This is a genomic window from Treponema pedis (genome assembly GCF_017161325.1).
GTDB lineage: Bacteria > Spirochaetota > Spirochaetia > Treponematales > Treponemataceae > Treponema_B > Treponema_B pedis.
On the sequence record NZ_CP045670.1, the window covers coordinates 2,248,288 to 2,274,301 of the forward strand.

General features: G+C 38.9%; 28 protein-coding genes. 18 read left to right on the forward strand and 10 right to left on the reverse strand.

All coding sequences use genetic code 11. From position 1 onward, the window contains the following. Positions 1 to 25 precede the first annotated feature (25 nt). From DYQ05_RS10385 to selB, 8 genes are all read left to right on the forward strand, one after another. Entirely contained in the window at positions 26 to 1,420 is a 1,395-nt protein-coding gene (locus tag DYQ05_RS10385; protein ID WP_206183391.1) for an SLC13 family permease, read from the forward strand. Positions 1,421 to 1,523: 103 nt separating this feature from the next. Further along, on the forward strand, positions 1,524 to 1,877 hold the full coding sequence (locus tag DYQ05_RS14100; protein ID WP_252723352.1) for a PmbA/TldA family metallopeptidase: 354 nt from the start codon (positions 1,524 to 1,526) through the stop codon (positions 1,875 to 1,877). 17 nt (positions 1,878 to 1,894) lie between these two features. Further along, complete coding sequence (locus tag DYQ05_RS10390; RefSeq protein ID WP_252723353.1) at positions 1,895 to 2,905, forward strand: TldD/PmbA family protein; 1,011 nt, start codon at positions 1,895 to 1,897, stop codon at positions 2,903 to 2,905. Then, positions 2,905 to 4,209, forward strand: a complete 1,305-nt coding sequence (locus DYQ05_RS10395; protein ID WP_024466960.1) for a TldD/PmbA family protein — start codon at positions 2,905 to 2,907, stop codon at positions 4,207 to 4,209. The genes DYQ05_RS10390 and DYQ05_RS10395 overlap by 1 nt, the downstream gene beginning before the upstream one ends. A gap of 18 nt (positions 4,210 to 4,227) precedes the next feature. Next, a complete protein-coding gene (gene citD, locus DYQ05_RS10400) occupies positions 4,228 to 4,491 on the forward strand; it encodes a citrate lyase acyl carrier protein (protein ID WP_020965959.1) in 264 nt (87 codons plus the stop codon). Continuing rightward, complete coding sequence (locus DYQ05_RS10405) at positions 4,481 to 5,350, forward strand: HpcH/HpaI aldolase/citrate lyase family protein (RefSeq protein WP_024468815.1); 870 nt, start codon at positions 4,481 to 4,483, stop codon at positions 5,348 to 5,350. Before citD ends, DYQ05_RS10405 begins: the two co-directional genes overlap by 11 nt. A gap of 12 nt (positions 5,351 to 5,362) precedes the next feature. Beyond that, positions 5,363 to 6,862, forward strand: coding sequence for a citrate lyase subunit alpha (gene citF / locus DYQ05_RS10410; RefSeq protein ID WP_206183392.1), 1,500 nt, complete (start codon positions 5,363 to 5,365; stop codon positions 6,860 to 6,862). Positions 6,863 to 6,913: 51 nt separating this feature from the next. Beyond that, on the forward strand, positions 6,914 to 8,680 hold the full coding sequence (selB, locus tag DYQ05_RS10415; protein ID WP_206183393.1) for a selenocysteine-specific translation elongation factor: 1,767 nt from the start codon (positions 6,914 to 6,916) through the stop codon (positions 8,678 to 8,680). Between the two features lie 79 nt (positions 8,681 to 8,759). Here selB and DYQ05_RS10420 read toward each other — a convergent pair whose 3' ends face one another. Further along, on the reverse strand, positions 8,760 to 9,119 hold the full coding sequence (locus tag DYQ05_RS10420) for a TraR/DksA family transcriptional regulator (RefSeq protein WP_020965963.1): 360 nt from the start codon (positions 9,117 to 9,119) through the stop codon (positions 8,760 to 8,762). 118 nt (positions 9,120 to 9,237) lie between these two features. Here DYQ05_RS10420 and infA point away from each other — a divergent pair, with 118 nt between their 5' ends. After that, positions 9,238 to 9,456 carry a translation initiation factor IF-1 gene (gene infA / locus DYQ05_RS10425; RefSeq protein ID WP_024465459.1) on the forward strand — a complete coding sequence of 73 codons (219 nt, stop codon included), beginning with the start codon at positions 9,238 to 9,240 and terminating at the stop codon, positions 9,454 to 9,456. Positions 9,457 to 9,469: 13 nt separating this feature from the next. On the opposite strand, the gene DYQ05_RS14385 is transcribed toward infA, so the two are convergent. The 6 genes from DYQ05_RS14385 to dxs all read right to left on the reverse strand — a co-directional run bounded on the left by DYQ05_RS14385 (position 9,470) and on the right by dxs (position 14,955). Next, positions 9,470 to 10,036 (reverse strand): J domain-containing protein, encoded by a 567-nt coding sequence (locus DYQ05_RS14385; protein ID WP_206183394.1) that lies wholly within the window; start codon positions 10,034 to 10,036, stop codon positions 9,470 to 9,472. Then, on the reverse strand, positions 10,036 to 10,731 hold the full coding sequence (gene pyrH, locus DYQ05_RS10435) for a UMP kinase (RefSeq protein WP_020965966.1): 696 nt from the start codon (positions 10,729 to 10,731) through the stop codon (positions 10,036 to 10,038). Before pyrH ends, DYQ05_RS14385 begins: the two co-directional genes overlap by 1 nt. 103 nt (positions 10,732 to 10,834) lie before the next feature. Then, a complete protein-coding gene (locus tag DYQ05_RS10440; RefSeq protein WP_024468818.1) occupies positions 10,835 to 11,209 on the reverse strand; it encodes a holo-ACP synthase in 375 nt (124 codons plus the stop codon). A 6-nt stretch (positions 11,210 to 11,215) separates the two neighbouring features. Further along, the gene (locus DYQ05_RS10445; protein WP_020965968.1) at positions 11,216 to 12,178 is read right to left on the reverse strand and encodes a CdaR family protein; all 963 of its coding nucleotides are present in this window, start codon (positions 12,176 to 12,178) and stop codon (positions 11,216 to 11,218) included. Then, positions 12,165 to 12,992: a diadenylate cyclase CdaA gene (gene cdaA / locus DYQ05_RS10450; protein ID WP_020965969.1), complete on the reverse strand. Its 828-nt coding sequence runs from the start codon at positions 12,990 to 12,992 to the stop codon at positions 12,165 to 12,167. The genes DYQ05_RS10445 and cdaA overlap by 14 nt, the downstream gene beginning before the upstream one ends. Positions 12,993 to 13,011: 19 nt before the next feature. Then, the gene (dxs, locus tag DYQ05_RS10455; RefSeq protein ID WP_206183395.1) at positions 13,012 to 14,955 is read right to left on the reverse strand and encodes a 1-deoxy-D-xylulose-5-phosphate synthase; all 1,944 of its coding nucleotides are present in this window, start codon (positions 14,953 to 14,955) and stop codon (positions 13,012 to 13,014) included. Between the two features lie 325 nt (positions 14,956 to 15,280). Between dxs and DYQ05_RS10460 the strand changes: the two genes are divergently transcribed. Beyond that, positions 15,281 to 16,765 carry a Do family serine endopeptidase gene (locus tag DYQ05_RS10460; RefSeq protein ID WP_024466953.1) on the forward strand — a complete coding sequence of 495 codons (1,485 nt, stop codon included), beginning with the start codon at positions 15,281 to 15,283 and terminating at the stop codon, positions 16,763 to 16,765. Between the two features lie 87 nt (positions 16,766 to 16,852). On the opposite strand, the gene DYQ05_RS10465 is transcribed toward DYQ05_RS10460, so the two are convergent. The 3 genes from DYQ05_RS10465 to DYQ05_RS10475 form a co-directional block, all read right to left on the reverse strand. Next, a complete protein-coding gene (locus DYQ05_RS10465; protein WP_038099547.1) occupies positions 16,853 to 17,452 on the reverse strand; it encodes a Maf family protein in 600 nt (199 codons plus the stop codon). Between the two features lie 55 nt (positions 17,453 to 17,507). Next, complete coding sequence (locus tag DYQ05_RS10470) at positions 17,508 to 18,230, reverse strand: HEAT repeat domain-containing protein (RefSeq protein WP_024465457.1); 723 nt, start codon at positions 18,228 to 18,230, stop codon at positions 17,508 to 17,510. 104 nt (positions 18,231 to 18,334) lie between these two features. Beyond that, the gene (locus tag DYQ05_RS10475; protein WP_152513042.1) at positions 18,335 to 18,823 is read right to left on the reverse strand and encodes a hypothetical protein; all 489 of its coding nucleotides are present in this window, start codon (positions 18,821 to 18,823) and stop codon (positions 18,335 to 18,337) included. Positions 18,824 to 19,209: 386 nt separating this feature from the next. On the opposite strand from DYQ05_RS10475, the gene DYQ05_RS10480 reads away from it, so the two are divergent. The 8 genes from DYQ05_RS10480 to tsaB all read left to right on the forward strand — a co-directional run bounded on the left by DYQ05_RS10480 (position 19,210) and on the right by tsaB (position 26,011). Next, a complete protein-coding gene (locus DYQ05_RS10480) occupies positions 19,210 to 20,070 on the forward strand; it encodes a flagellin N-terminal helical domain-containing protein (protein WP_024465456.1) in 861 nt (286 codons plus the stop codon). Between the two features lie 365 nt (positions 20,071 to 20,435). Further along, on the forward strand, positions 20,436 to 21,293 hold the full coding sequence (locus DYQ05_RS10485; RefSeq protein ID WP_024466950.1) for a flagellin N-terminal helical domain-containing protein: 858 nt from the start codon (positions 20,436 to 20,438) through the stop codon (positions 21,291 to 21,293). Positions 21,294 to 21,583: 290 nt separating this feature from the next. Continuing rightward, positions 21,584 to 21,946 carry a flagellar protein FlaG gene (locus tag DYQ05_RS10490; RefSeq protein WP_024465204.1) on the forward strand — a complete coding sequence of 121 codons (363 nt, stop codon included), beginning with the start codon at positions 21,584 to 21,586 and terminating at the stop codon, positions 21,944 to 21,946. A gap of 44 nt (positions 21,947 to 21,990) precedes the next feature. Next, positions 21,991 to 23,967 carry a flagellar filament capping protein FliD gene (fliD, locus tag DYQ05_RS10495; RefSeq protein WP_206183396.1) on the forward strand — a complete coding sequence of 659 codons (1,977 nt, stop codon included), beginning with the start codon at positions 21,991 to 21,993 and terminating at the stop codon, positions 23,965 to 23,967. An 11-nt stretch (positions 23,968 to 23,978) separates the two neighbouring features. Beyond that, positions 23,979 to 24,572, forward strand: coding sequence for a DUF8042 domain-containing protein (locus DYQ05_RS10500; protein WP_020965979.1), 594 nt, complete (start codon positions 23,979 to 23,981; stop codon positions 24,570 to 24,572). An 18-nt stretch (positions 24,573 to 24,590) separates the two neighbouring features. Next, positions 24,591 to 24,857, forward strand: a complete 267-nt coding sequence (locus DYQ05_RS10505; protein WP_020965980.1) for a hypothetical protein — start codon at positions 24,591 to 24,593, stop codon at positions 24,855 to 24,857. A 4-nt stretch (positions 24,858 to 24,861) separates the two neighbouring features. Continuing rightward, entirely contained in the window at positions 24,862 to 25,284 is a 423-nt protein-coding gene (gene tsaE, locus DYQ05_RS10510; protein WP_024465202.1) for a tRNA (adenosine(37)-N6)-threonylcarbamoyltransferase complex ATPase subunit type 1 TsaE, read from the forward strand. A 40-nt stretch (positions 25,285 to 25,324) separates the two neighbouring features. Continuing rightward, positions 25,325 to 26,011 carry a tRNA (adenosine(37)-N6)-threonylcarbamoyltransferase complex dimerization subunit type 1 TsaB gene (gene tsaB, locus DYQ05_RS10515; protein ID WP_206183397.1) on the forward strand — a complete coding sequence of 229 codons (687 nt, stop codon included), beginning with the start codon at positions 25,325 to 25,327 and terminating at the stop codon, positions 26,009 to 26,011. The last annotated feature ends 3 nt before the right edge of the window (positions 26,012 to 26,014 follow it).

The window sequence follows — 26,014 nt, forward strand, 5'->3', positions numbered from 1 at the left end:
GTATATTATATAGGAGATGTGAGATATGAAAAAAATTAAGTTTTTTCATCTTGCGGTTATTATACCGGTATCTATTTTAATTACCGTAATTAACCCGCTTAATCTGGATTTAAACCAAAAGATTTTGGTGTCCGCCTTGGTAATGACGACAGCCCTATGGGTTACCGAAGCCGTTCATAAAACAATAGCCTGTATTTTTTTGCTTTTTATTTTTTCGGTTTTCGGAAAAACAAAACTTTACGGCATCGTTTCTTTTGCATGGTCCGACACTATTTTGTTAGTTATTACCACAACCTTATTATCGGTAGGTATAATGAAAACGGGTATAGTCCATAAATATGCAAAAAGAATTTTTACGGGCAATTCTTTTAAAATTTTTAAATTGCTTATTTTACCGTACATATTGGGAATTGTTTTAGTTTTTTTAATTCCGCAAGCATTTGCGCGGGTAATTATTATAGGTGCCGTATTAAACGACCTTATTATAACCGCAAACGACTCGGAAAAAAAAGCAAAACAGGCAATAATATTTAACGGATTTATCGCGGTAACCGTAACATATATGTTTTTTAACAGCGGCGATATTGTTTTAAATCAGGCGGCGGTAAATTTCGCTTCCGACTTAAACCCTGAAGTAAAAGAAGCCCTTAACTTTTCAGGCTGGTTTAAACTTATGGCTCTCCCTTCAATAATTACATCATGCGTATGTTTTTTTACCGTTTATTTTATATTTTATAAAGATTTAAAGCACTTCAGCGGTTCTATGATTTCAAGTTGTAATACACGGGATAAAGAAGATTCAAAAAGTAAAGAGCTTGCATCTTTTTGTATTATGGGAGGAATAATAATATTATGGGCAACACAGAGTATACATCGCATTCCGTATTGGATACCGGCAGGAATCGGAGTTCTTATAATGTTTGCTCTCAAAAGTTTGAATTTTTCGGATTTAAAATCGGTTAATTTACACCTTCTTTTATTTTTAATAACCGTTTTCAATATAGGCAAGGTATTAACTCAAGCGGGAGTTACGTCCGTAATTTTTACGAGCCTGCAAACCCTTATACCCGATGTTAACTCTTCCTTATATTTACTTATAATTGCAGCGGTTACAATGATAATGCATATCTGCATAGGCTCTTCCGTAGCTACTATGTCAGTGGTTTTACCCATAATACTTCCCCTTACCGTAAGTCTTGGATATAATCCCGCAATAATTACTCTTATAAGCTACATCGTAGTCAATATTCATTTTTTACTGCCGTTTCATCATGTTATAGCTATGATAGGAACCGCAAAAGAATATTATTCCGATAAACATATGCTGCGATTCGGAATTGTTATGACGATTATAACCTTAGTTTTATTATGGGCCGTTTATATTCCGTGGTGGAAATTTTTAAGGGTGCTGAGCCTATGACAAAGTTTTCCCGATAATCTTAAATAAAGCCGATATCAGCCGTTTTTCCATTATGTTGACATAAAAGGATTATTATATTATCTTTAAAAATAAGGAGTAGTATATGAGATATGAAAATTTATCGCGGCATGCCTCGCTTTTTTCAGAGTATACCGAATTGCGAGTTCAGGAAAACACGGCTGCAAGCGCAACATCCGTAAACGGCGATATTGTAAACAATGTGCAAACCAAAACCTCGGGAGTTTCGGCGAGGGCTTTTAAAGACGGCGTTTGGGGCTTTGCTTCTTCGCCCGTACGGACGGAACAGTCAATAGCTTCTTCCGTAAAAAGAGCAACGGAAAATGTAAAATTTCTTGCAAAAAAGCGGGAACAAACCAAAAAGAGCTGCCCGCTTTTACCGGCCGTGGACAGCACGGTAAACACGAACCTTCAAAAGATGCTTCTCAAAAAGAGATAATAGATTTTATTAAAGATTTGGAAAACTATACCAAAAAAAAATATCCCGAACTGCAATCGAGAACATTCCGTCTTTCCACAAACGGTACCGAACGCTCTCTTGTAACCTCGGATAAGGCGGACGCTTACAGTTTTGTCCCAAGGGCAAACCTTATAATACAGCTGAAACTTATTGCAAACGGAGAACCTGTAGATTTATATGATGTCTTCGGAGGGCTCGGCCAATTTAAAGACTTATTTAATAAACCTTCGGAATATTACGCAAAAATAGATACGGTTGTAGAAGATTTAAAGAAAAAGGCCGAAGGCATTTACGCAAAGCCGGGCATTCACGATGTGGTTTTGGGCCCGGACCTTGCAGGAATTTTAGCACACGAAGCTATAGGGCACACAACGGAAGCGGACTTTGTAATGTCGGGTTCCATTGCAGCCGACTTTATGAATAAACCCGTTGCAACTCCTCTCGTTACTCTTGTAGATTTCGCTTACGAATACAACGGAAAACTCTGCCCTGTCCCTATATGGATTGATGATGAAGGCGTTGCGGCAAAGGACGCCGTAATCATAAAAGACGGTATTTTAAATTCTTATATGCACAATAAACAGTCGGCAGCTATTTTTAAAGTAAACCCGACAGGCAATGCCCGTGCAAATGAATTCTCGGATGAACCCTTAGTACGTATGCGCAATACCGCAATTCTTCCCGGAAAAGATAAACTTGCCGATATGATTTCAAGTATAGAAAACGGCTATTACTTTATCCGCTCCTCAAACGGTCAGGCGGACTCTACAAGCGAATTTATGTTCGGAGTTGTTTTAGGCTACGAAATTAAAAACGGAAAATTAGGAAAGGCTTTACGCGACTGCACAATTGCAGGCGTTGCCTTCGATATGCTTAAAACCGTAACTATGATCAGCGACGATATGAGCTGGAGTAACTCCGGCTGGTGCGGAAAAAAACAGCTTATCAACGTAGGTATGGGAGGCCCGGCAATTAAATGCAAAATAGGAGTAGGAGGACGCGAATAATGAGCAAGTTTGACGGAATGAAAAATGTCGAGTTTATTTTGGAACAATTAAAAAAAGAAGGCGCCGACAAGGCTGCCTGTTCCGTAAATAAAAGCATAAAAAGCGAAATGAACATAGACTCGGGGAATTTAAGTCTTTATAGAACTACGGAAAACGTTTCCGTTGTAATAAAATCCCTTATCGATACAAGAAAAGGTGTTATAACCGGAAACGATTTAAGCGATTCGGCAATTAAAGAAAATGCCTGTAAGGCCGTCGAGCTTTCCCGCTCTTCGGAAAAAGATGACGGTAACGATATTTCACCTATGCAGCCTGCGGAAGAACTTTCCGTCGGAGACATTGAACCCGATAATGAAAAAATGTATGAGCGCTTAAAAGAATTTTTGGATTATACGAAATCCGAATACCCTACTCTTCAATTAAACCAATGCATTTTGGACTTTACAAGAGATGAAAAAAATTATGCCAATTCCAACGGTGTACGCTTTAAAGAAACTCAAGGCGTTTACTCTTTCGGTGCAATGTTTTTCGCAAAAGATTCAAAAGGCACAAGCAGTTTTAATTACAGCGGAGCCTCTCATCTTAATTTAAATACACCATTAAAAGACTGGGGCAATATAGATGAAATAATGAAACAAAACTGCGAACAAACGGACACAAAAACATTTGAAGGAGCCTTTACGGGGGACATTATAATTACTCCCGCAAGCGTTATGGATTTTATAAATACCGCAGTTTCTCTTTTTATGAGCGATATGCCCCTTATTACAGGCACTTCAATTTGGAAAGATAAATTGGGAGAAAAAGTTATTTCTTCTTTATTTACGCTCCGCTCAAATCCCAGAAAACCGGGCATTGAACTTGAAAACCTTTACACAAACGACGGGTTTAAGACACAAAACACAACACTAATCGAAAAGGGAATTTTAAAAAATTTCGCTTTGAGTTTATACGGAGCAAAAAAAACCGGTAAAGCCAGATGCGTTTCAGGCGGAGAAAGTTTAATCATAGAATGCGGAAATGAATCGAAAGACTCTATGATTAAAAACGTAAAACGCGGTATACTTTTAGGACGTTTTTCTGGAGGCTCGCCCGCATCAAACGGAGACTTTTCAGGTATTGCAAAAAACTCGTATTTAATCGAAAACGGCAAAATAACAATGCCCTTATCCGAAACGATGATTGCAGGAAACCTTGTAAAAATGCTTTCGGAAATAATTACAGTGTCAAAAGAAAGAATAGATTACGGAAATACGATTCTTCCGTGGATTCACTCTACGGGAATAACCATTTCCGGAAATTAAATTTTTATTGGAGTAACTATGCAAGTAAAACGGGAAGCGGTTTCCGGGACGCTTCAATCCAACGATTGTTTTGTCCGCGTGGAACCTGCACAGGAACTGGAGCTTAATTTAAAAAGCTCCGTAATGAGCGAATTCGGTGCCCAAATTAAAAGCGCCGTACAAGAAGTTTTGGATAAGTTTGAAATTAAAGCTTGCAAACTTTTCTTAGAAGACAAGGGAGCCTTGGATTGCACAATTAAGGCCCGTGTGGAAACGGCTTTGAGGCGCTCGGATGAAAAATAGAAGAAGTATGCTTTTTATGCCGGGTAACAACCCCGGAATGCTCGTTTCGGCGGACATACTCGGAGCCGATTCCGTTATTTACGATTTGGAAGACGCCGTAGCTCTGGATGAAAAAGATTCGGCAAGAATACTTGTACGGAACGCCCTTTCTTTTTTGGAGTTTACCCATTCGGAAATTACAGTACGCATAAATCCCATCGATTCCCCCTATTGGGAAAAAGACTTGGAAGCCGTAATTCCCGTTTTGCCCGACGGCATAGTTATCCCTAAGGCTTCGGTAGATGCGGTTCATTCTATCGAACAAAAAATAAACGAAATAAAAAAAACTCATAAAATAACAAAGGACTTCCGCCTCCTTATGCTTGTAGAATCCGCACGCGGAATAATGGACATAAATTCCATTGCAAAGGCCTCGCCCTTAATTGAAGCCCTTCTTTTAGGCGGAGAAGATTATTCCGTGGATATGGGAATTCCGAGGACACGCCTTTCCAAAGAGCTTGAATATGCAAGGTTTTCACTTACAACTGCGGCACACGCTTATGCTCTTGATTCCCTTGATACGCCCTTTACCGATGTAGATGACTTTGAGGGCTTAAGGCTTGATACCGCCTTCAGTAAAAGCATAGGTTTTTCGGGAAGACTTGTAATTAACCCGCGTCAAGTTGAAGAAATACATAAAGTCTTTTCTCCCTCAAATACTGAAATTGAAAGAGCTCTTGCAATTTTACAGGCGGCGGAAGAAGCTGCAAAAAAAGGCTTAGGAGTATTCAGCTTTAAGGGAAAAATGGTAGATTTACCCGTAATAAAAAGAGCGGAAGCCCTAGTTAATTCCGCCCGCTCTTGGGGCTTAATAAAATAAAACGGAGACAATATGAAAAACATACTTGGAAGAGAAGGGCTTGATAATCCCTTTAAGGGAGCCTTTGCAAATAAAAAGAACAATAAATATAATATCACGAAAAACGTAACACCGGTTTTCGGAAAAACCTTAGCCGAAGTCTTGGACGAAATCAATCCTCATGACGGAATGACCGTAAGTTTTCATCACCATTTAAGAAACGGGGACTATGTTCTCGATATGGTAATGCGGGAATTTCAAAAACGCGGAATAAAAGACATAACCGTAATGGCATCTTCCATTTTTCCCTGCCATGAAATTCTTGTCGATTTAATGAAAGACGGAACCGTTACCGGGCTTATTACTTCTTATATGTCAGGCCCTGTTGCAAAAGCCGTAAGCAGGGGCGAATGTAAAAACCCCGTAATTATGACAACACACGGCGGAAGACCGAGAATGATTTTGGAAAAAGAAGTCTGTATAGATGCAGCTTTTTTAGCGGCGCCAGCAGTAGACGATGAAGGAAACATTTCAGGCTCGGAAGGAAAATCTTTTTGCGGCTCTTTAGGCTATGCCGTTGCCGACGCTCAATGCGCAAAACATACTGTAGCCATTACAGATTACCGCACAAAAAAAGTAAAAAACGCCGACATTAAAGGCTGTTTTGTAAATACCGTTGTAGAAGTCGAGCGTATAGGAGACCCTACAGGCATTGTAAGCGGAACTACTCAAATTACAAAAGACCCGATAGGATTAAAAATTGCCCGCAACTGTAGAACTTTAATAGAACATTCGGGGCTCTTTAAAAACGGATTCAGTATGCAAACGGGGGCAGGCGGTATTTCACTTGCAGTTGCAAACGAAATGTACGGTGCAATGAAAGAAAAAAATATAAAAGGCAGCTTTGCTTCAGGCGGAATCACCGGCTATTTTGTTAAAATGCTTGAAGAAGGTTTATTTGAAAACCTTTACGATGTTCAGTGTTTCGATTTGGCCGCCGTAGATTCAACCGAAAAAAATGCAGGATCCCATCATAAAATTTCGGCGGATATGTATGCAAACCCCAATAATCCCGAACACGTAGCGGGTAAACTGGACGTTGTTATTTTAGGGGCAAGTGAAATTGATTTGGATTTTAACGTAAATGTAACTACGGGCTCCGACGGAATTATCTTAGGCGGCTCCGGCGGACACGCCGACACCGCAGCGGGGGCAAAACTTTCGATTATAGTTTCAAAATTGTTTAATGCAAGAGTTTCGTGCTTAGTCGAAAAAGTGCGCACGGTAACAACCCCCGGCGAAACGATAGATGCCTTTGTTACAGAACGGGGAATTGCAATTAACCCTAAACATTCCGACCTTATTAAAAAATTAAAAGAAGAAACCGATTTGGAAATTAAAACAATGGAAGAACTGAAAGAAATTGTAGAGAAATTTACAGGCAAACCTAAGGTCCTTCCTCGGTCGGAAGAAATTATCGGAATAAGCACTTACCGCGACGGAACGGTTTTAGATGTAATAAATAAGGTTTAAAAAACGAAAAATCGCGATTTATAAAAATAAATTTTGTTTTAAGGAAAAATAATGGCATATATTTTGGGTACAGCAGGGCACGTGGATCATGGAAAAACCGCATTGGTAAAAAAACTTACCGGTATTGACACCAGCCATTTACCTGAAGAAAAAAAACGAGGAATGACAATAGAATTGGGTTTTGCTTCTTTACAGGACCCGGTACACGGTACTGTAGGCATAGTAGATGTTCCGGGGCACGAGCGGTTTATACGGAATATGGTAGCGGGTACTTGGGGTTTGGACGCCGCTCTTTTAATAGTTGCGGCGGACGACGGGTGGATGCAAATGTCTTCCGACCACTTGAGGGTATTAAAAGCAATGCAAGTAAATTCGGTTCTGCTTGTAATAACAAAATCCGATTTGGTTGAACGGGAAATGCTTGAACTTTTAATTGAAGATGCCGCCGTACATTGCGAACGAATTATCGGAAAAAGACTGCCGTCCGTTGCCGTTTCTTCCCTTACGGGAAGCGGCATGGAAACCTTAAAATCCGAAATAACGAAACTTTTATCATCGTCGAAAAAACGGAGTTATGATACGCCTTTTTTATATGTCGATAGGGTCTTTGTTTTAAAAGGCATAGGCACTACAATTACAGGAACCTTACGCGGCAAAAAATTAAAAGTAGGAGACAGCCTAACCGTTTATCCTTCTTCGGAAGAATGCAGAATTAAATCTATACAAAATCATCATAATGATGTAGAAGAAATAGAACAAGGCTCCCGTACGGCATTAAATTTAAAAATAGGAGAAAAAACCGAAATAGAGCGCGGAATGCTCCTTGCGGATAAAAATACCGTTTCAATTTTAAACGGAAAAGAATTACTTATCCGAGTTGATGAAGTATTTTTTAAAAACGGAGTAAAAAACCATTCGGAGCTTGAAATAGCATTGGGAAGCGCTCATGCAATAGGTACCGTACATTTTAACCGATTCGACAAAACACTTGCCCGGCTTTCTCTTGAAAAACCTCTGGCATGCTCGTGGAATCAAACGGCCGTTTTGATAAGACACGGAGGAAGCGAAATATTGGCTTCATGCAGAGTACTTGCGGCCTTTGAAAGCTATAAACGCATACAGTTTAAAGAAGCCTTTGAAGTTTATAACGGAAAAGAACTTCCTTCGGTTTTCAGTTATAAATTTAACGCCGAAGGTTTTTTGGAAAATACCTCCGTTAAAAGCGAAGAGCTGTGTACCGATAAAAACGAAATTACGGAATATTCCGGAATCCGATTTTTAAAGAAAAAACTTATCGGCTGGGAAGAGTTGATTTTAAAAACCGCAAACGGGAGTCAGGCGGGCTTTACAATTGATGAAGCGGCTCTTCCTCTTCCGCCTAAGGTAAAAACCGCCGTTTTTAAAAAACTTTGCAGTGAAAACAAACTTGAAAACGACGGTTATATTTTTAAACTGAAAGGACGCACGGAAGAAGATATTTCCAAAAATGCGAAACTTCTTTTAGAACTTGCATTTAAAGCGGGTTTTAACGGCATAGAAACCGATAAGATAAATATTCCGCAAGCAAGAAAAGAAGCAAGAGATTTAATTAAACTCGGTAAGCTCATTTGTCTTGAAAATTTTTTACATTATCATAAAGATTTTTATGAAAAGGCGGTAAAAAATATTTTCGATAAATTTAAAACAGGAGGCAAATTTACAATTGCGGAGGCAAGGGACGCTACAGGGCTTTCACGCAAATACATACTTCCTATTTTAAATTTACTTGAAAAAGAAGGCAAATTAAAACGCGACGGAAACGACAGGATTGTTTTATAATAATGCCCGATTTTATCTCCTTTATCTACTTAAAATAACCCGTAAAAATTTGCAGGTTCCTTTCGGAACCCGCAAATTTTTATTTACGAACCTTTTTCTCGTCCTTACTTTGACAGGCTATACACTTTAAAGCATAAGGCAAAGCCTTAAGCCGCGCTTCCGGAATCATGGCATTACAGCGTATGCACTTTCCGTATTTTCCCGCATGTATCCTATCCAATGCGGAATCTATTTTTTGAAGTTTTTTTACATTCGACTCGCCTATAAACTCAAGCATAGCTCTGTCCGTACTGTACGAAGCTAAATCCGCAAAGTCCTTAGGAATCGTGTTTTCCAGCGTATCTTCATACTCCTCATTATTCTTTTTTATTGAATCAAGAATTTCATCTCTTTCATTCATCAAATATTCTTTCATTTCTTCAATAAAACTCTTTTTCATCTATCTCTCCTAGTTGACAATTTTCTAAATAGACTTTAGAATTATACGTCTGAATTTGAAAAAAAGCAAGCGTTTTAAAAAACTTTTTGTTTTTTTTTCATTTTTTTTTGGAGGTTATGTGGCTAAAGAAGAAGCAATTGAAGTTGAAGGTACGGTAAAAGAATCTTTACCGAATACAATGTTTAGAGTAGAGTTAAAAAACGGGCATATTATATTAGCCCACTTATCGGGAAAAATGCGCAAGCACTACATTAAAATCGTCCCCGGCGATACGGTAAAAGTAGCCCTATCGCCTTACGATCTGACCCGCGGAAGAATAGTCTTTAGAGAACGCTAGTTAACCGCCTTATTTAAAAGACAGACTTTATATCGCGGATTCCTTTTACAATAAGCGAAAACGATAAAATAAGACCGAATATACCGAAAAACACCGCAGTTCGAATCAATAAAATTCCGAATATTATTGAAGCGGCACCGTGAATAAAAGTGCGTAAACCGCTGCGGTTATTTTCGTTTTGCCCTTTTTGCCTCTTTCCGGTTTGTTGTTCAGTCCATGCTTTAAACCAATCAAACTCAAAAGAATCTTCATAATCGGATTGTCCGTATCGGTCAAACGGATTTTCTCCGAAAGGGTTACCGTTTTTTCTTGAATTACCGAAAGGATTTCCCGTTCCGTTTGAAGCGTAATTTCCGCGGCCGTAAACCGAAGAAAACCTTCCCGAATCGTAGCTTCTCCTTTTTTCCGTATCGGATAAAACCGCATAAGCTTCATTTATCTTTTTAAAACGCTCTTCAGCCGTCCTATCTCCGGGATTTTTATCAGGGTGATATTTCATTGCAAGAATACGGAAAGCCTTTTTTATTTCTTCCCCGTCGGCATTTTCAGGCACATTTAAAATATCGTAATATGTTTCCACTATCCTATTACCGTCCCGTTAAAAGGTTTATCATTAAGAATATTTTCAAGGTTTTCTATATCTTTCCCCGAAGCGCAAATAACTTTTATTCCCGCTTTTTGTGCGCGTAAACTTGCTACAGGGTCAAAAGGGCTGTTTTTTCCGGGTACCCATTCGGTTCCGACAATTTTTATAAAATCGGCCCACGAAATGGAGTCTATCGGGCTTGCTTCAGGATTGGTTTTAGGGTCGTCCGTATACACCTTTGCAATATTCGAAAGATTAACTACGGTTTTTCCCGAAAACCTTTCCGCCAAAAGAACGGCATCATTATCGGTGGAAAAACCCGGCTTCCAGCCGGCTGCAATAAGCACTTGCCCTGCAAACACCTCCACCGCCGTGGGGTCATAAACTACAGGATTGGGACAAAGGTCGGAAAAAACGGCTTTAACCAATTGGGCATTTAAACGGGTTGCGCTTATGCCTATCCAATCTGCTTCATCGTTTGACACATTTCCGCCGCTTAAAGCTGCAATCTCGTTATAAGCATTTTGGTAAACTCGTGCAGGGCCTCCCCCGCCTATTACCATTATCAATTTCCTTGATGAATCCTTTGCAAGCCAATTTCTTATAGACTTTGCAAATTTATTTAAAAAGTCGGTGTCCGGCTTATCGGGAGCGACAATAGAGCCTCCTACGGATAAAACTGTTACCATAAACTTCCTCCGTAAAATAATATAAGATATTTTTAAGTTAAATTCAAGAATAAAACGAATCGGGATAATTTTTGATACAGGGATTATCCGATAAATTTCTTCTTTACTTTCCTTCAATTACTACAATTGCGGCCGCCGTATTTTTTTCATGACTTAAAGAAAGATGAATTTTTTCGGCACCGCTTTTTTCAAAGATTGTAAGAGCCGAACCGAAAAGAGTCAGCTCAGGTTTACCGCTGTCCGTATTTATAACCGAAATATCTTTTAATTTCATACCTTTTAAACCGGTACCCATAGCCTTCCCGAAAGCTTCCTTTGCCGCAAACCTTGCGGCAAGCGAAAGAGCTTGCCCCTCACCTCTTTTAAAAGAAGTTTCCAGCTCACTTGAGTTAAAAAACCTTTCCGGAAGCCCTTTTACGGTAAGCCAGCTTTTTATGCGGTCAACATTTACAATATCTATTCCTACACCCAAAATCATTATGGTTTAATTGTTTGAACCGGAAGATTCCCGCTCTCTTACTTCAATCTGAATATTTTTAGGATTCGCATCTACCAATTCAAGCTTGCCCGGGATTACGGCCTGTACCGGCAAACTGTAAATACCCGGTTTTACAATATTCCCGCAAGACACTCTTAAAGTATTTATAGACGGTTTCCATGCCGATACTGCCGTTTTTGCACCTTTTATAGTTACGTTTCCTAAAGGAACCTGTGCGGCAATTTCAAATTTATCCGCCAAGCCGTCAAAATAAAGATTTATATCCATAAAAGTTTTTATTTCCAGCATTTCCCTGATTTTAACCGAATACGAAATTCTGCTGTTTCCCGCAATTAAAATTATAGGGTCAGGATTTAAAAGGTCCGTCGTACCGGAAAATCCCGTTCTTTTGTTTTCAATTTGAATAGAGTTGGTAAAAATATCTTCCATTTTTGAAACTATGGATTCAGGCCCCGTAACTTCAATACTCGGAGGGTCTATTACCGTTTCATATACCTCATAATTTTGTTCGGGGAAGCCCTTAAAAGTCAGTTTAACATTTAACCTTTTAGAAACGCTTTTTTCCAAATTAAGCTTAATTTCCGACGGTTCAACGGTTATTTCCAAGGGGCTTATATCCAAAGCAAGCCCCTGTCTGCGCGTCCGAATCGGTATTTCATGTTCGCCTTCCGAAGGAATTGAAGAAAAGTCCAAATATGCTACAATATCATCTTCACGGATAGTGGAAATACCGGCAGCCTCTCCCCAAATAGATACTTTCACCATACGCGGTATAGCGGCGGAAGGAACCAAATCTCCCGAATTTTCTATTATTAGAGGAACCGAAAAATATCTTTTCTCCAACAAACTGTTTTTATAGAACTGAACCAAAACAAGAGCGAAAACAAAGCTTAATACCTTTGCAGGCCAATTTTCCAAAAGCTTTTCAATATTCTTAGATATTTTCATTTTGCAACATCTCCGCAGAATCCGAATTATCCTCTCTCGTCAAATCCGTTTTTATTTCCAAAAGCTGTTCCAACTGTCTTATAATTTCTTCCGAAGTTAAATTGTAATACAAGCGGGAATCGTAAGCAAGACTTAATGCTCCGCTTTCTTCCGAAACTACCAAAACAACAGCGTCCGTTTCCTCGGAAACTCCTATTGCAGCCCTATGCCTTGTTCCGAAACTCTTACGTATATCCTGTTGTTCCGAAAGAGGCAAGAAACAGCCTGCAGAAACAACTTTTCCGTTTTGTACTATAGAAGCTCCGTCGTGCATAGGCGTATCATGACCGAAAATCGTAACAAGTAAACTTGAAGAAAGCTCTGCATTTAATCTCGTACCCGTTTCGATTATATCTTTAAGATTATTCCGCCTCATAAAAACCACAAGCATTCCCCTCCTTTTATCGGAAAGAATTTCGGCTGCAGTAAGAACGGAATCAATATGTCTGTGACTGGAATGTTTTCCGGCTCTGAGCCAATCAGTTTGCCCTATTTTTAAAAATATTTTACGTAACTCAGGCTGAAAAACTATAGCGACACCGATTACGATACTGGGCGCAATAGCATTTAAAAGCCAAAGTAAAGTACTCAAGTTAAAGATAAAAGCCGCCGCATAAACCACTAAAATCGAAAGAGCGCCTTTTACCAGCTGTACGGCCTGAGTTTTAAGTAAAATTTGATAAGCCTTATAAATCAAAAATGCAAGCAATAAAATATCGAGTACGGGTTTTAAATAAGAAGAGTAAAAAGCGGCTATATTTCTTATTATTTCCATTTTCAGCTTCCTTTAAAAATTACGGTTTTTCAAGATGATTTTCATCTATAAAAACGGAATTGCGTATATTTTCATTTGTAAAATTTTTAGTCAATAATTTTTCGGCTCTTTGAACTATATGTTCCGCTGAAAGTCCTGCCGCTGCAAAAATCTCGGAGCGGGTACCGTGCGGAAAAAACATATCCGAAAACGCCATTATTTCCGTTTGAGGTCTTTGTAAAATACAATTCGTTAAAATCAAGCCGTTAAGATAAGCCGATATTCCTCCTATTTCGCAGCCGTCTTCCACGAAAAGTATATAAGGATATTTTTCGGCAAGACCTAAAAAATAAGGTTCATCTACCGGCTTTGCAAAGCGGAGATTGTAAATATCCGTAGGAATGCCCTTATGAGCAAGCATATTCGAAGCTTCTTTTACTTCCGAATATATGCCTCCGGTAAATACAATCAAAATATTATTTTTATCGGAATTTTTTATAAGAACCCCTCGTCCCGTCTCTATAGGAAGCGAAAATTCAATAATTTCGCGAGGACATGATGTTTTAGGATAGCGTATTGTACAAGGCTGGTCCTGTCTGAAAGCCCATTCAAGCATTAAATCCGTTTCTTTTTCCGAAGCGGGACATAAAATCGACATATTGGGTACAGGACGAAGTAAAGAAATATCAAAAAGCCCCTGATGAGTTTCCCCGTCTCCCGGGACTGCCCCCGCCCTGTCCAATGCAAAAACGACGGGCAAATTCTGCAATGCCGTATCGTGAATAATCTGGTCTATCGCCCTTTGAATAAAGGTACTGTAAATAGCCGCCGCAGGCCTAAGCCCCGCAGCTGCAAGCCCCGCCGCAAATGTAACGGCATGACCTTCCGCAATACCGACATCAAAAAACCTGTCTTTAAATTTACGGTGAAACCGAGAAAGCCCCGTGCCTTCTTCCATAGCGGCGGTTATAGCCGCAATTTTATCGTTTTTTTCCGCAAGACGCACAAGCGAATTACTGAAAGCTTGCGTAAAAGTAACGGCATCGCTTTTTTCGATTTTTCCGTCGGCAGTATTAAAGGGCCCTATTCCGTGAAAAGCCGAAGGATTAATTTCGGCAAAAGGATAACCGCGTCCCTTAACCGTTTCTACAAGCATAACTACCGGTGTTTTAAGCTTTTTTACATTTTTTAAAACTTTTTCAAGCTCTTTTATATTATGCCCGTTTAAGGGTCCTACATATTCAAAACCCAAATCCACAAAAATATTATTTTTATAAAAGATACCTTTCATACCGCGTTTTATGCGCCAAATAAAGGCATTTAATTTTGTACCGATAAAAGGAATTGAACCTACAGCCGTGTCGAAAAGATATTTAAAACGCTGATAGCCTGCGTGCATGGTAAAGCGGCTTAAGTACTCGGAAAAAGCTCCCGTACTCTTTCCTATCGACATTTTATTATCATTAAGAATTACGATTAAATCTTTTTTTAACTCGCCGGCATTGTTTAGGGCTTCAAAAGCCATTCCTCCCGTCAAAGCGCCGTCCCCTATAACGGCTATAACCTTACCGTTATCGCCTGAAAGACGCTTCCCTTCAAGAATTCCTAGGGCCGCCGAAATTGAAGTCGAAGCATGTCCGGTATTAAAAACATCGTGGGGGCTTTCTTCCCTCTTCGGGAAGCCTGAAAGTCCGTCTTTTTGACGTAAAGTGGAAAAGCGGGAATATCTTCCCGTTATAATCTTATGGGCATAAGACTGATGTCCTACGTCCCAAACAATTGCATCATGCGGGCTGGAAAAAATACGGTGAATGGCAAGAGTAAGCTCTATTATACCCAGATTACTGGCAAGATGACCGCCGTTACGCCCTACCACGTTTAAAATCTCTTTGCGAATTTCCGAAGCGAGAATTTTAACTTCTTTATCGGAAAGAGTCTTAATATCTTCAGGACCGTTAATTTCGGATAATAGTTTTTGCTTCACTGCACACTTCCCATACTTAAAAAAAGGGGCATCAACACTTGAGCCCCGTTTTCGTATAACTTATAAAAAGTTATTTCTTGTTCTTATGCCGATTTTTTCTGAGCTTCTTCTTTCGTTTATGTGTCGACATCTTTTGTCGTTTTCGCTTTTTTCCGCAAGGCATCTAAGCACTCCTTAATAAATAGTATAAAGTACATAATAGTACAAAGTTACCCCCTTTGTCAAGGGATAAATAAGGGTTTTAATAATAATTCATCAATTGTAACTTGCTTTTACGGTCGGTGTTTTAGAATTGTAATTTTAATATCACAGTGAGGCAGAATTTATGTTTCAATTAAAGAAAAAAATTCCTACGGCTACGGCTATTTTAAGTATTTTACTTTTATCGGTTATGTTTCTTTCAGCCAGATGTTCAAGCAACCCCGATAATGCCGCCACCGTATTCGCGGATTCAGGGGCAAACAGGCAATTAAGCGCGGGAACCGTTTCCGCCTTAGAATCTTTACAAAGAGCGAACAGGGAGCTTACGGCAATGGTACTTCCTTCCGTAGTAACAATAGATGTAATTGAAATGAGAAAAACAAAAAACACCATAGACGGTTTCCCGTGGTTTTTTTTCGGGCAGCCTCAGGGTGAAAGGCAAAATGACAGCGGTCAAAACGAGTATAAGGCTGAAGGTTTAGGCTCCGGAGTTATTGTAAGAAAAACAGGTAAAACCTACTATGCAATCACAAACCAGCATGTTATAGGAAATGCAACCGAAATTTCGGTAATACTCCATAACGGCGATAAGATAAACGGAAAATTAGTCGGTGCGGATAAAAGAAAAGATGCCGCTCTCGTTTCATTCGAATACGAAAAAGAACTGCCGGTCGCAAAACTCGGAGATTCAAATACCGTTCAGGTAGGAGACCTCAGCTATGCCATAGGAGCTCCTCTGGGCTATGTTTCCACCGTAACAAGCGGAATCATAAGCGCAGTAGGAAGGTCAGGCGGCCCTAACCAAAGCAATATTAACGATTTTATTCAAACGGATGCGGCAATCAATCAAGGAAACTCAGGCGGTCCCTTAGTTAATATTTACGGAGAAGTTATAGGCATAAACACTTGGATTGTTTCTTCAAGCGGAGGCTCTCAGGGACTTGCATTTTCTATCCCTATTAACAATTTAAAAAAAGCTATCGATGATTTTATTTCTTCAGGCGCCGTAAAATACGGCTGGCTAGGCGTACAGCTTTCCGAAATAAACGAAGACTTTAAAAAACAGCTCGGATTAAAGAATTTTGACGGAGCATTTACGGCTCAAGTATTTTTAGGCTCTCCCGCCGACAAAGGCGGAATTATGCCGGGGGATTTTATAAAAGAAATAAACTCCAAAAAAGTAAAAACTACGGAAGAGCTTATAAGAATTATAGGCGATTTACAAGCAGGTGAAACCGCCGAATTTAAACTTATACGCTCCGGGAAAGAAATTTCTTTAAAAATAAAAATAGAAGAAAGAGATGAAAAAACGGTAGCCGATTCGTCAAAATTATGGCCCGGGTTCATGCCCCTGCCGATTGACGAAAAAGCGGTAAAACGCTTGGAATTAAGCAAAAATCAAAGCGGAGTAATAGTTTCATCTATATATCAAAAAAGCCCTGCCGCGGTTCTTTCATTACAGCCGGGAGACATCATAACTAAGGTAAACGGAAAGGAAATTAAAACAATTGAAGAGTTTTATACGGAGCTCGGTAAAAACCGGGGTGATATTTGGTTTGACTTTATTAGAGAAAAACACAACCTTTCAACGGCTAAAATTAAAAAATAAAGAAGTGCTTAAGCATTTCTCATAAGATAATTTACCTCCTTCTTTTGGGCAAATACGATTTTCGTGTTTGCCCTCTTTTTTTAATTTTTATAAAACGGAAATACCGGCTTTTTTAAAAATTTCATATAAATCGCAAATGGGAAGCCCCATTATTCCGCTGTAAGAACCCTCTATCTTTTTAATAAACAAAGAAGCCGCTCCTTGAATTTTATAACCTCCGGCTGCGTCCCGCCATTCATTTGTTTTTAAATAAGATGTAATTTCTTCAGGTTCAAGTTTTTTAAAAAATACCTTGCTTATGTTTACCTTTTTATATTCTTTACCGCAAAGAGAATCGATACAATAAACGGCGGTAATTACGTTATGAAATTTTCCTGAGTATGAGGTAAGCATAGACTCCGCTTCAATAAGACTTTTAGGTTTTCCGAAAACCGTTTTACCGCAGCTGCCGTTATTTTTATAAATAAGGGTATCTGCAGCAATAATAAAAGCGTCCGTACCGTTATTTTTAAGTTTTAAATATACGGTTTCGGCCTTCCCTTTGGCAATCAAAACACATCGCTTTATAGGATTTTCTTCGATTATACTTGATTCGTCAAAATCCGAAACAGATACCGAAAACTCCAAATTAAGCGATTTTAAAATTTCTTTTCTTCTTGGGGAATTTGAGGCGAGAAATAATTTCATAAAAATAAAATTACAGTGAGAATCTTAATCGAATTCCCACTGTAAGAACAGCCGCTTATTTTTTGCTTGAATTTCCGTTCGCAATTATTGAACGTAAAACTTCCACCGCTTTATTACGCACCGGAGTAATGTAATTATAATTATTTGCAATTCTCATAATATTATCAATCATTCCCTGCTTATTTTTTACGGACGGAGCAAGTTTTTCATAAGTATTAAGAACTTCAAGAGCTAAAGAGCTTGTGGGATTTACAATATCGAATTTCCTATTGATAAAGTTAACCATTTCAACAACTTCATCGTTATTGTTAAATCCTAATTCTCCCAGCGATTTAACGGCTTCCATAATAACCGCAGGTTCATTATCGGTATACATAACTTTCATTAAAGTGTCTTTTGCCTGTTCGTTTTTAACCTTACCCAAAAGGCGGCAGGCTCTCATTCTTACATCGGGATAGTTATTGGCAATACGGCCGTTTTCTCTGACAAGAGTCGTTAACCCTACCGTGGCAAGAGAATCGAGGGCTTTTTGAAGCTCCGGAGACATTTTTCCGCCTTCAACGGCTTCTTCAATAACCTGAAGCGCTACCAATTTGGAGTCTCTTCCTTCGGAAGAAATCATTTCTCTTAAAATTACGCCTTCCATAGAATTGAGGTATGCTTCCTCAACGGTCATCATCGAATCGGAATTTTCAGAATCCGAATTTTCTTCCGCAAAAGTAAAAACGGAACTCAATAACAATATCATCAGTACAAAAAATAAAGACTTTCGTCGCATTCATGACCCCCTTAATTAAGTCAATTGTCTATATTTTCAATCATTTTTGCCGTAAAGTCAAGTAGTCAATACATTTTTTTTAACTTTTTAGGCAAAATTTATTATTACGGAACCAACAGCCACTTTCCGTTTATTTTTCCCAAGTTATAAAGTATCAGTTTGCCTTGAATAACCTGCACCTTTGAAGGTGAAAGATATTTAATATCGTCTACCCGCATTTGCTGGCGTGAAGGAACGAAGACATAAGAAAAATAATCGCTCAAGTCTTTTAATACAATTCCCTTCGCAATACCGGGTAAACTCTCCGATGTCCTTTTTAAAACATCGGCTCTTGAATACTCGGTTTTATAAGCGGAAGACAAATATAAGAGCCAGCGCGAATAGTCTTTTTGAGAAGTAACGGTATTGAGTTTTTTTACAACTTCTTCAATTTCCGACTTCGCAAGTTTTTTATCTTTTCTGGTTATGGCAACACCGTTAAATTCGGCTATAACATCTTCATCGGACGGGCTTTTAGGAGCGAGGTTTTCAGAAGCCGCAGGTTGTGCAGGCTCCGCCGGCTTCACCGCTTCTTCCGTTCCGGCCTTTTTCATATTTTCCTCCGAGGAGGGCTTAAGGCCGGCGTTATTATCGGTTTTAACCTGCTGCGATACGCAGGAAGTTAAAAGCATTATTGCAAAAATAATAAAAATATAAACAAGTTTTTTCATATTCGATATAATACAACTATTTTAATTATAAGTCAATGTATATTAATAGCAATAATAAAATTTAAAATTTATTCGATTTTTTTGGCTTTTAAATAAGTTTTATACAAACGAACCGATAAAAATAAAAAAAATCGCATTTTTTTTATTTTTCTTTATTTTTACTCTAAAGTTTTAATGCAGAACAACCGATAAAGGTATTTAGAGGAACTTCTTTCCTCTTTCAAAGCAAGGACGCTTTGTAAAAACCATTATTCCAGGGAGGAATATCTATGATTATCAATCACAACATGAGTGCTATGTTCGCACAGCGAACACAGGGTGCAACCACAGTCCACATCGGAAAGGACATCGAAAAACTTTCTTCCGGTTTAAGAATTAACCGTGCGGGAGACGATGCTTCCGGTCTTGCGGTTTCCGAAAAAATGAGAAGTCAGATTCGAGGTTTGAACCAAGCTTCAGCCAACGCATCTAACGGTATCAATTTTATTCAAGTAGCGGAAGCTTACTTACAGGAAACTACGGACATTATGCAGAGAATCAGGGAGTTGGCCGTTCAAGCTTCTAACGGTATTTATTCCGCAGAAGACAGAATGCAAATTCAAGTTGAAGTTTCTCAGCTGGTTGCTGAAGTTGACCGCATTGCAAGTTCCGCACAATTTAACGGAATGAATATGCTTACGGGCCGCTTTGCACGTGAGACCGGTGAAAACGTTGTTACCGCTTCCATGTGGTTCCACATCGGTGCAAACATGGACCAAAGAATGCGCGTTTACATCGGAACAATGTCGGCTGCAGCCGTAGGAATTCGCGAAATCGGTTCGGAAAAGATTATGACAATCGAAACTGCCGATTCCGCCAATATGAGCATCGGAACGATTGATGAAGGCTTAAAGAAAATCAATAAGCAAAGAGCGGACCTCGGAGCTTACCAGAACAGAATGGAACTTACGGTTGTAGGAATTAACATTGCAGCCGAAAATCTCCAAGCTGCAGAATCACGTATCCGTGATGCAGATATGGCAAAGCAAATGGTAGAATACACCAAAAATCAAATTCTATCCAACACAGGTATTGCAATGCTTGCTCAGGCAAACAACAACAGCCAGCAGGTAATGTCTTTACTCCGATAAGTTAAAATCCAAGGATTTTTAAAAAAATCGGTTGATTTTTTTTAAAATACTCTTGTAAATTTTTCTTTATAAGAGTATAATAGAAGCAGGTAAAGGGATTTAAATCCCCTTACCTGCCTGATCTTTGAAAAGCCCTTTTCGGGCAGCCCGTTTCGGGCGGCCTTTTTTGAAGCTCGGATTATGAGCATCATTTAAGGGCGACCCTTATGAAGCCCTGTACCGCAGTGTTATTGGCAGTTTTAACAAATTGTCAATAATACTGTGTTTATAGTTTATGTAAAAGGCGCGAAAATTTTACATAAGGCTATAATTTACGGGAATAACGGCAAAGGATGCCGGATTATAGACTTCAGGGAGGGTCAATTATGATTATTAATCACAATATGAGTGCAATGTTTGCACAAAGGCAGGGAGGGGTCAACGAACTTCACCTTGCAAAGAATATCGAAAAACTTTCCAGTGCGGAAAGAATTAACCGTGCAGGCGATGACGCTTCCGGTTTGGCGGTTTCCGAAAAAATGAGAAGCCAAATCAGGGGCTTAAACCAGGCAGGTCAAAATATCCAAAACGGCGTTTCGTTCATTCAAGCAACGGAAGGCTATCTTGGTGAAACTACCGATATTGTGCAAAGATTGAGAGAGTTGGCAATTCAAGCGGCAAACGGTATTTATTCCGCAGAAGACAGAATGCAGATTCAAGTTGAAGTTTCTCAGCTTGTCGATGAAGTAGACAGAATCGCAAGTCATGCTCAGTTCAACGGAATGAATATTCTGACGGGACGCTTCGCACTGGATTCCGCTACGGGACCTATGGCGCTTCATGTCGGTGCAAATATGGATCAAAGGGAAACCATCTATATAGGCACAATGACGGCTACGGCGCTCGGTATTATCGGGGCTCAGCAGGGCGGTGAAGATGCTATGATTTCGATGTCTTCAGTAGACGGAGCAAATATGGCGTTAGGCGCTCTTGATAACGCTTTAAAGCAAATCAATAAGCAAAGAGCGGACCTCGGTGCATATCAAAACAGGTTTGAAATGGCATATAACGGAATTGCAATCGCTTCCGAAAATATGCAAGCGGCCGAATCAAGAATCCGCGATGCCGATATGGCAAAAGAAATTGTTGATTACACAAAGAACCAGATTTTAATTCAGTCTGGAACTGCAATGCTTGCACAAGCCAATACACAGCCTCAGTCTGTTATCAGGCTTCTTCAATAGCATGGCAGATTTAAAGGGACAAGAAAAATAAGAGATAACCGGATGTCATCTCTTAATATTTAGCTTGGCCTAAATACTTAGGAAGCGGAAGTTGCGCCCTTCTTCTTCCTTTTTTTTAAGAGTTGATGCTTTTAGTTTTATAACGATATACTTTTTACATAAGTAAAGTACCGATAAAACCTTTTTAAAGGCTTTTTTAAAACCTTAAAAAAACGTTTTTTCGGATTTTACATGCCGCAAGTCAAGGATGACAAGTCAAAACGGCCGGCAGTTTAACCATGGAGGTTTTTATGAGTATAGAAGTAACCGGTATAGGGCATCAAACAGCATTGCAAAACCGCCAAAAAGAGCAATCGGTAAATATAGCTCTTAAAGAAGCGGTAAGTGCGATAAAAAAAGCTGAAGAAAAAACGGATGTCCAGATAACCGACCCCAAAACAGTCTCAAAAGCGGTGGAGGAAATACAAAAACTCTGCAATATGTGCGGACGTAAATTACAGTTCAGAGTAAACACCGATACGAATCGGATTGTAGTAAAGGTAATCGATACAAGTACCGACAAGGTAATAAGAGAGATACCGTCTGAAGAAATTCAAAGATTGCAGGCTCGAATCAGAGAAACCGTAGGGCTGTTATTTGACGAAACAATCTAAGCGGAGCTTGTATTTTGGACGGTGTTTTAAATTAAGGTGTTATAATGTCCGATATAAGCATACCCGGAGTAAACGGTAATTATGAAAAGCTTGTAGAAGCTTTAATGAAAAAAGAACGCATTCCCAGAGACCGTGAAGCGGAATCTCTTGAGCGTTTAAAACTGCAAGACGAGTCTTGGAGGCAGGTTAATAAATTTTCTCTTGAAGTGCGCGATATTGCCCGCACTCTTTATTCCTTTAATAATCCATTCGCAGAAAAAATAGTTGAATCTACAAATGAACGTTCCGTAACGGCGACGGCTTCCCGCTCCGCAAAAGAGCAAACGGCAAAATTAACGGTTATTCAAACCGCAGATGCGGATAAATTTTTATCTAACGAAATCGATAAAAACTTTGAAATAAAAAAAGGTAAATATACATTTAAAATCGGAGAAAAAAGCTTTTCGGTAAACTGGAAAGGCGGAAAATATAATGGTTTTATCGAGCTTTTAAATAACCGCGGAAAAGATTTTTTTCATATAACTGAAATAAAAATTACGCCCGATAAAAAAGCTCTTTTATTTGCTTCGGAACTTACGGGCGAAAAAAACAAACTGGAATTCCAAGATGATGCCCTGGAACTTGCCTTAAACTTGGGGCTTATTAAAAAAAACGATTCTTCGGCAATAAAAGCAAACATAAATAAGGCGGAAACCGAACCGGAATCTTCTCAAAAAATTTCTTTTTCCGAAACCGTACGCGCAAAAGACCAATACTCTATGGAGCTTAAAATTTCGGTAAAATCTTCTTCAAAAAACGGAGGCGCCGATGCGGCTCAAAAAGAAGGAGGAGCGGAAGGTAATCCCGTTTACGAACAGATAGGCTCCATATCTTACAAAGGCATTATAATACAAAACGAAACTTCAAAAGACGGAATGGATATGCAAACCGACTCTTCGACTTCTTTACCTCCCCCTTCGGAAAAAACCGATATGAATGTTTTAGCATTGGAATCTTCACGAGGGGTTCTTATTCCGCTGCCTCCCTTGGCGGACACTGAAGAAGTGCAAACACTAACCGTTCCGCTTGCCGAATACGGAGATGTAAAAGGTCTTTCTGTAAGCAATAACAATAGCGGAAAAAGCATAATAATAGAAGAAATAAGAATTTATAATCCCAGAGCCGCAGGTGAATATATACCGGTAAATGCGGTTTCATCGGCTCAAGACGCTATTATAAATTTTGAAGGTATTCAAATTAAACGGGATAAAAACGATATTGACGATTTAATTCCGGGTGTAACCCTACATGCTCATGAACCTTCCGAAAAACAGGAAAAAATTACCGTAAAACCGGATATAAAAACGGCAAAAGATTCAATTATAGAATTTGTTGCAAAATACAATAGACTTTTAGCCCAAATAAATATTTTAACGCAAAATCAACCGGAAGTTATAGAGGAGCTTACTTATCTTTCCGAAGCGGAAGTCGAAGACTCCCGAAAAAAACTTGGACTCATGTACGGAGACTCTACTCTTTCAACTTTAAAAGCCAACCTGAGACAAACCGTAAGTATGCCTCATAAAAGTTCCGATGAAACCGTTCTTTTTATGTTTTCTCAAATGGGAATTTCCACAAAGTCCGAGCAATCAGGCGGTGTTGACAGAGCAAGGCTGCGCGGTTATTTGGAAATCGATGAAAAAAAACTGGATGAAGCTTTAAATAACAATATGGAGGCCGTTAAGCTCTTTTTCGGTTTCGATTCGGACGGAGATATCCTTGTCGATTCGGGGCTTGCTCATTCGGTTTATGAGCAAATAAATCCTTATACGCAGAGGGGAGGAATTTTAGGCATAAAAACCGACAGTTTAAAAGTAAAAATGGATTCTTCCAAAAAAAGAATAGAAACTTACGACAAAAAACTGGAAGAAAAAGAAGCGTCATTACGCAGAAAATACGGAATTATGGAAGGAACCTTAAAAAATTTAAATAAACAATCGCAAACTATCGATAATTTTAATAAACAAAACCAAAATAAATAAAGGAATTTAATATGAAAGTAAAACTTAACGGTAATAATTTCGATTTTAAACTTGAAGATGAAAAACACATAGGTGAAATCTTAGGAAAAATAGAAGCCGCATGTAAAGCCGAAAAAACAACTATTACAAAGGTTCTTATAGGCGGAAACACGTTAAACTCAAAGGAATTGGACGCTCTGTTTCAAAAACCGATTTCCGAAGATATTTCATTAGAGCTTTTTACCACCAGCGGTGCCGAAGTACGGGCATTTATGAATGAACTCGGTAAAAAATTTATTAAAAACTCGGAAGAAATGGAAAATGTTTCCGTAAAAATGCAAACGGGAAAAGACGGAGAGGTTATCGCCCTCGTAGAAGAATTTACTTTAAATTTGCAGGATTTTTACGGTGCCGTAAGACTTTCCGATATTACGGGGATTTCGGAAGAACAGAAATTCGGGGATAAAAGTATTTCCGAATACCATACGGAGCTTTTAGCAAAGTTAAATACTATTTTAACTGCTATAGAAAATAAAGATTCTGTAGAGATTTCCGATATTGCAGAATATGAGCTTTCTCCTCTTGCCAAAGACCTCGGAAATGGGTTATTATCTATACAAGTGTAAAATTAACCGGAGTAAATAATGATAGTTTCCGAAATAAAAAATATACAAACAATAGACAGCCACATTTATTACCGTCAAATATTCACCGCAATTGCAGTGTACACAATTTTAGGCGGAGAGCGTGAAGGAAAAATCGAATTTACCATAGAATATAAACCTACGGGAGAAACTGAAATTCAAGTTAAAATGATAGATAAGCTTGACTATCCGGTGCTTCAGGTTATGATAGAATTAAAAAATGCTGTAAGGAATTTAATAAAAAATGAACAGCTGCCCAAACCGTAAAACTATAGAGTTCATTTTAAAATCCGAAGAGGAAACGGTCAAGCTCGGTAAAAGACTTGGGAAAGCCCTTAAAAAAGGCGATGTTATTGCTCTTGACGGAACTTTAGCCGCAGGAAAAACCTATTTTACAAAAGGTATAGCGCAAGGCTTGGATATAAAAGATGAAATAACAAGCCCCACTTTTACAATAGTTTCGGAATATTCGGGCCGTCTTCATTTATACCATATAGATGTTTACAGATTGGACGGAGCAGATGATTTTTTAGACCTCGGAGCGGAAGAAATGCTTTACGGAGAAGGTATTTGCGTAATTGAATGGAGCGAAAAAGTAAAAAGCGTTTTACCGAAAAACACGATTTATGTGAAAATCTTTATAAATGAAGATTCGTCACGCAAAATAATTATTGAAGGAGATATTGTTTTTTAATCCGATTTTACCGAAATTGTAAAACGGAAAAGTTAAGATTATGAATACGGTTTTTATCGATACAAGTTCATCAAGCGCAGCGGTTACGGCCTCGGGTAATGCGGGAAGCTTTACGTGTATTTTTACACCTGCAAATAAAAGACACTCCGCCGCCCTTATTTCTTTAATCGAATCGGCGGTAAGCGCCGCAGGCTTTTCCGTTGAAGAAACGGAGGCGGTTATATGCCCGCAGGGACCGGGAAGTTTTACAGGCCTGCGATTGGCATATTCGGCTGCAAAAGCGATTTGTCTAAAAACACATGCCGAATTTTACTGTATACCCGTTCTTGATGCCTTAAATTTCCGTTACCGAAAAACTTGCGAACAGGTTCTTTCAATAATAGATGCAAAAAGAGACAGGTTTTACGTAAAATTTTTTAAAAACTCCGCAAGACTTAAGGAAGACGGCACACAGGAAATTTTTGAGCCCGCCGACATATCCGCAAAAGAAGCGGTAAAATTTTTAAACCTGAACGAACGCGCCGTAATTTGCGGGTCGGGAACCGAACAATTTAAAGAAGATATTAAAGGCGTTAATATTAATATGGAAAACTTATTTTTCATAGAAGAAAAACTTGAAAATTTATCGCAAATTATGCTTGACTGCTTTACATTAAATAAAAATATCTTTAAAGTTAGTGATTATGACGGGCCTTTGTATATAAGAAAAAGCGATGCGGAGGAATAGGCT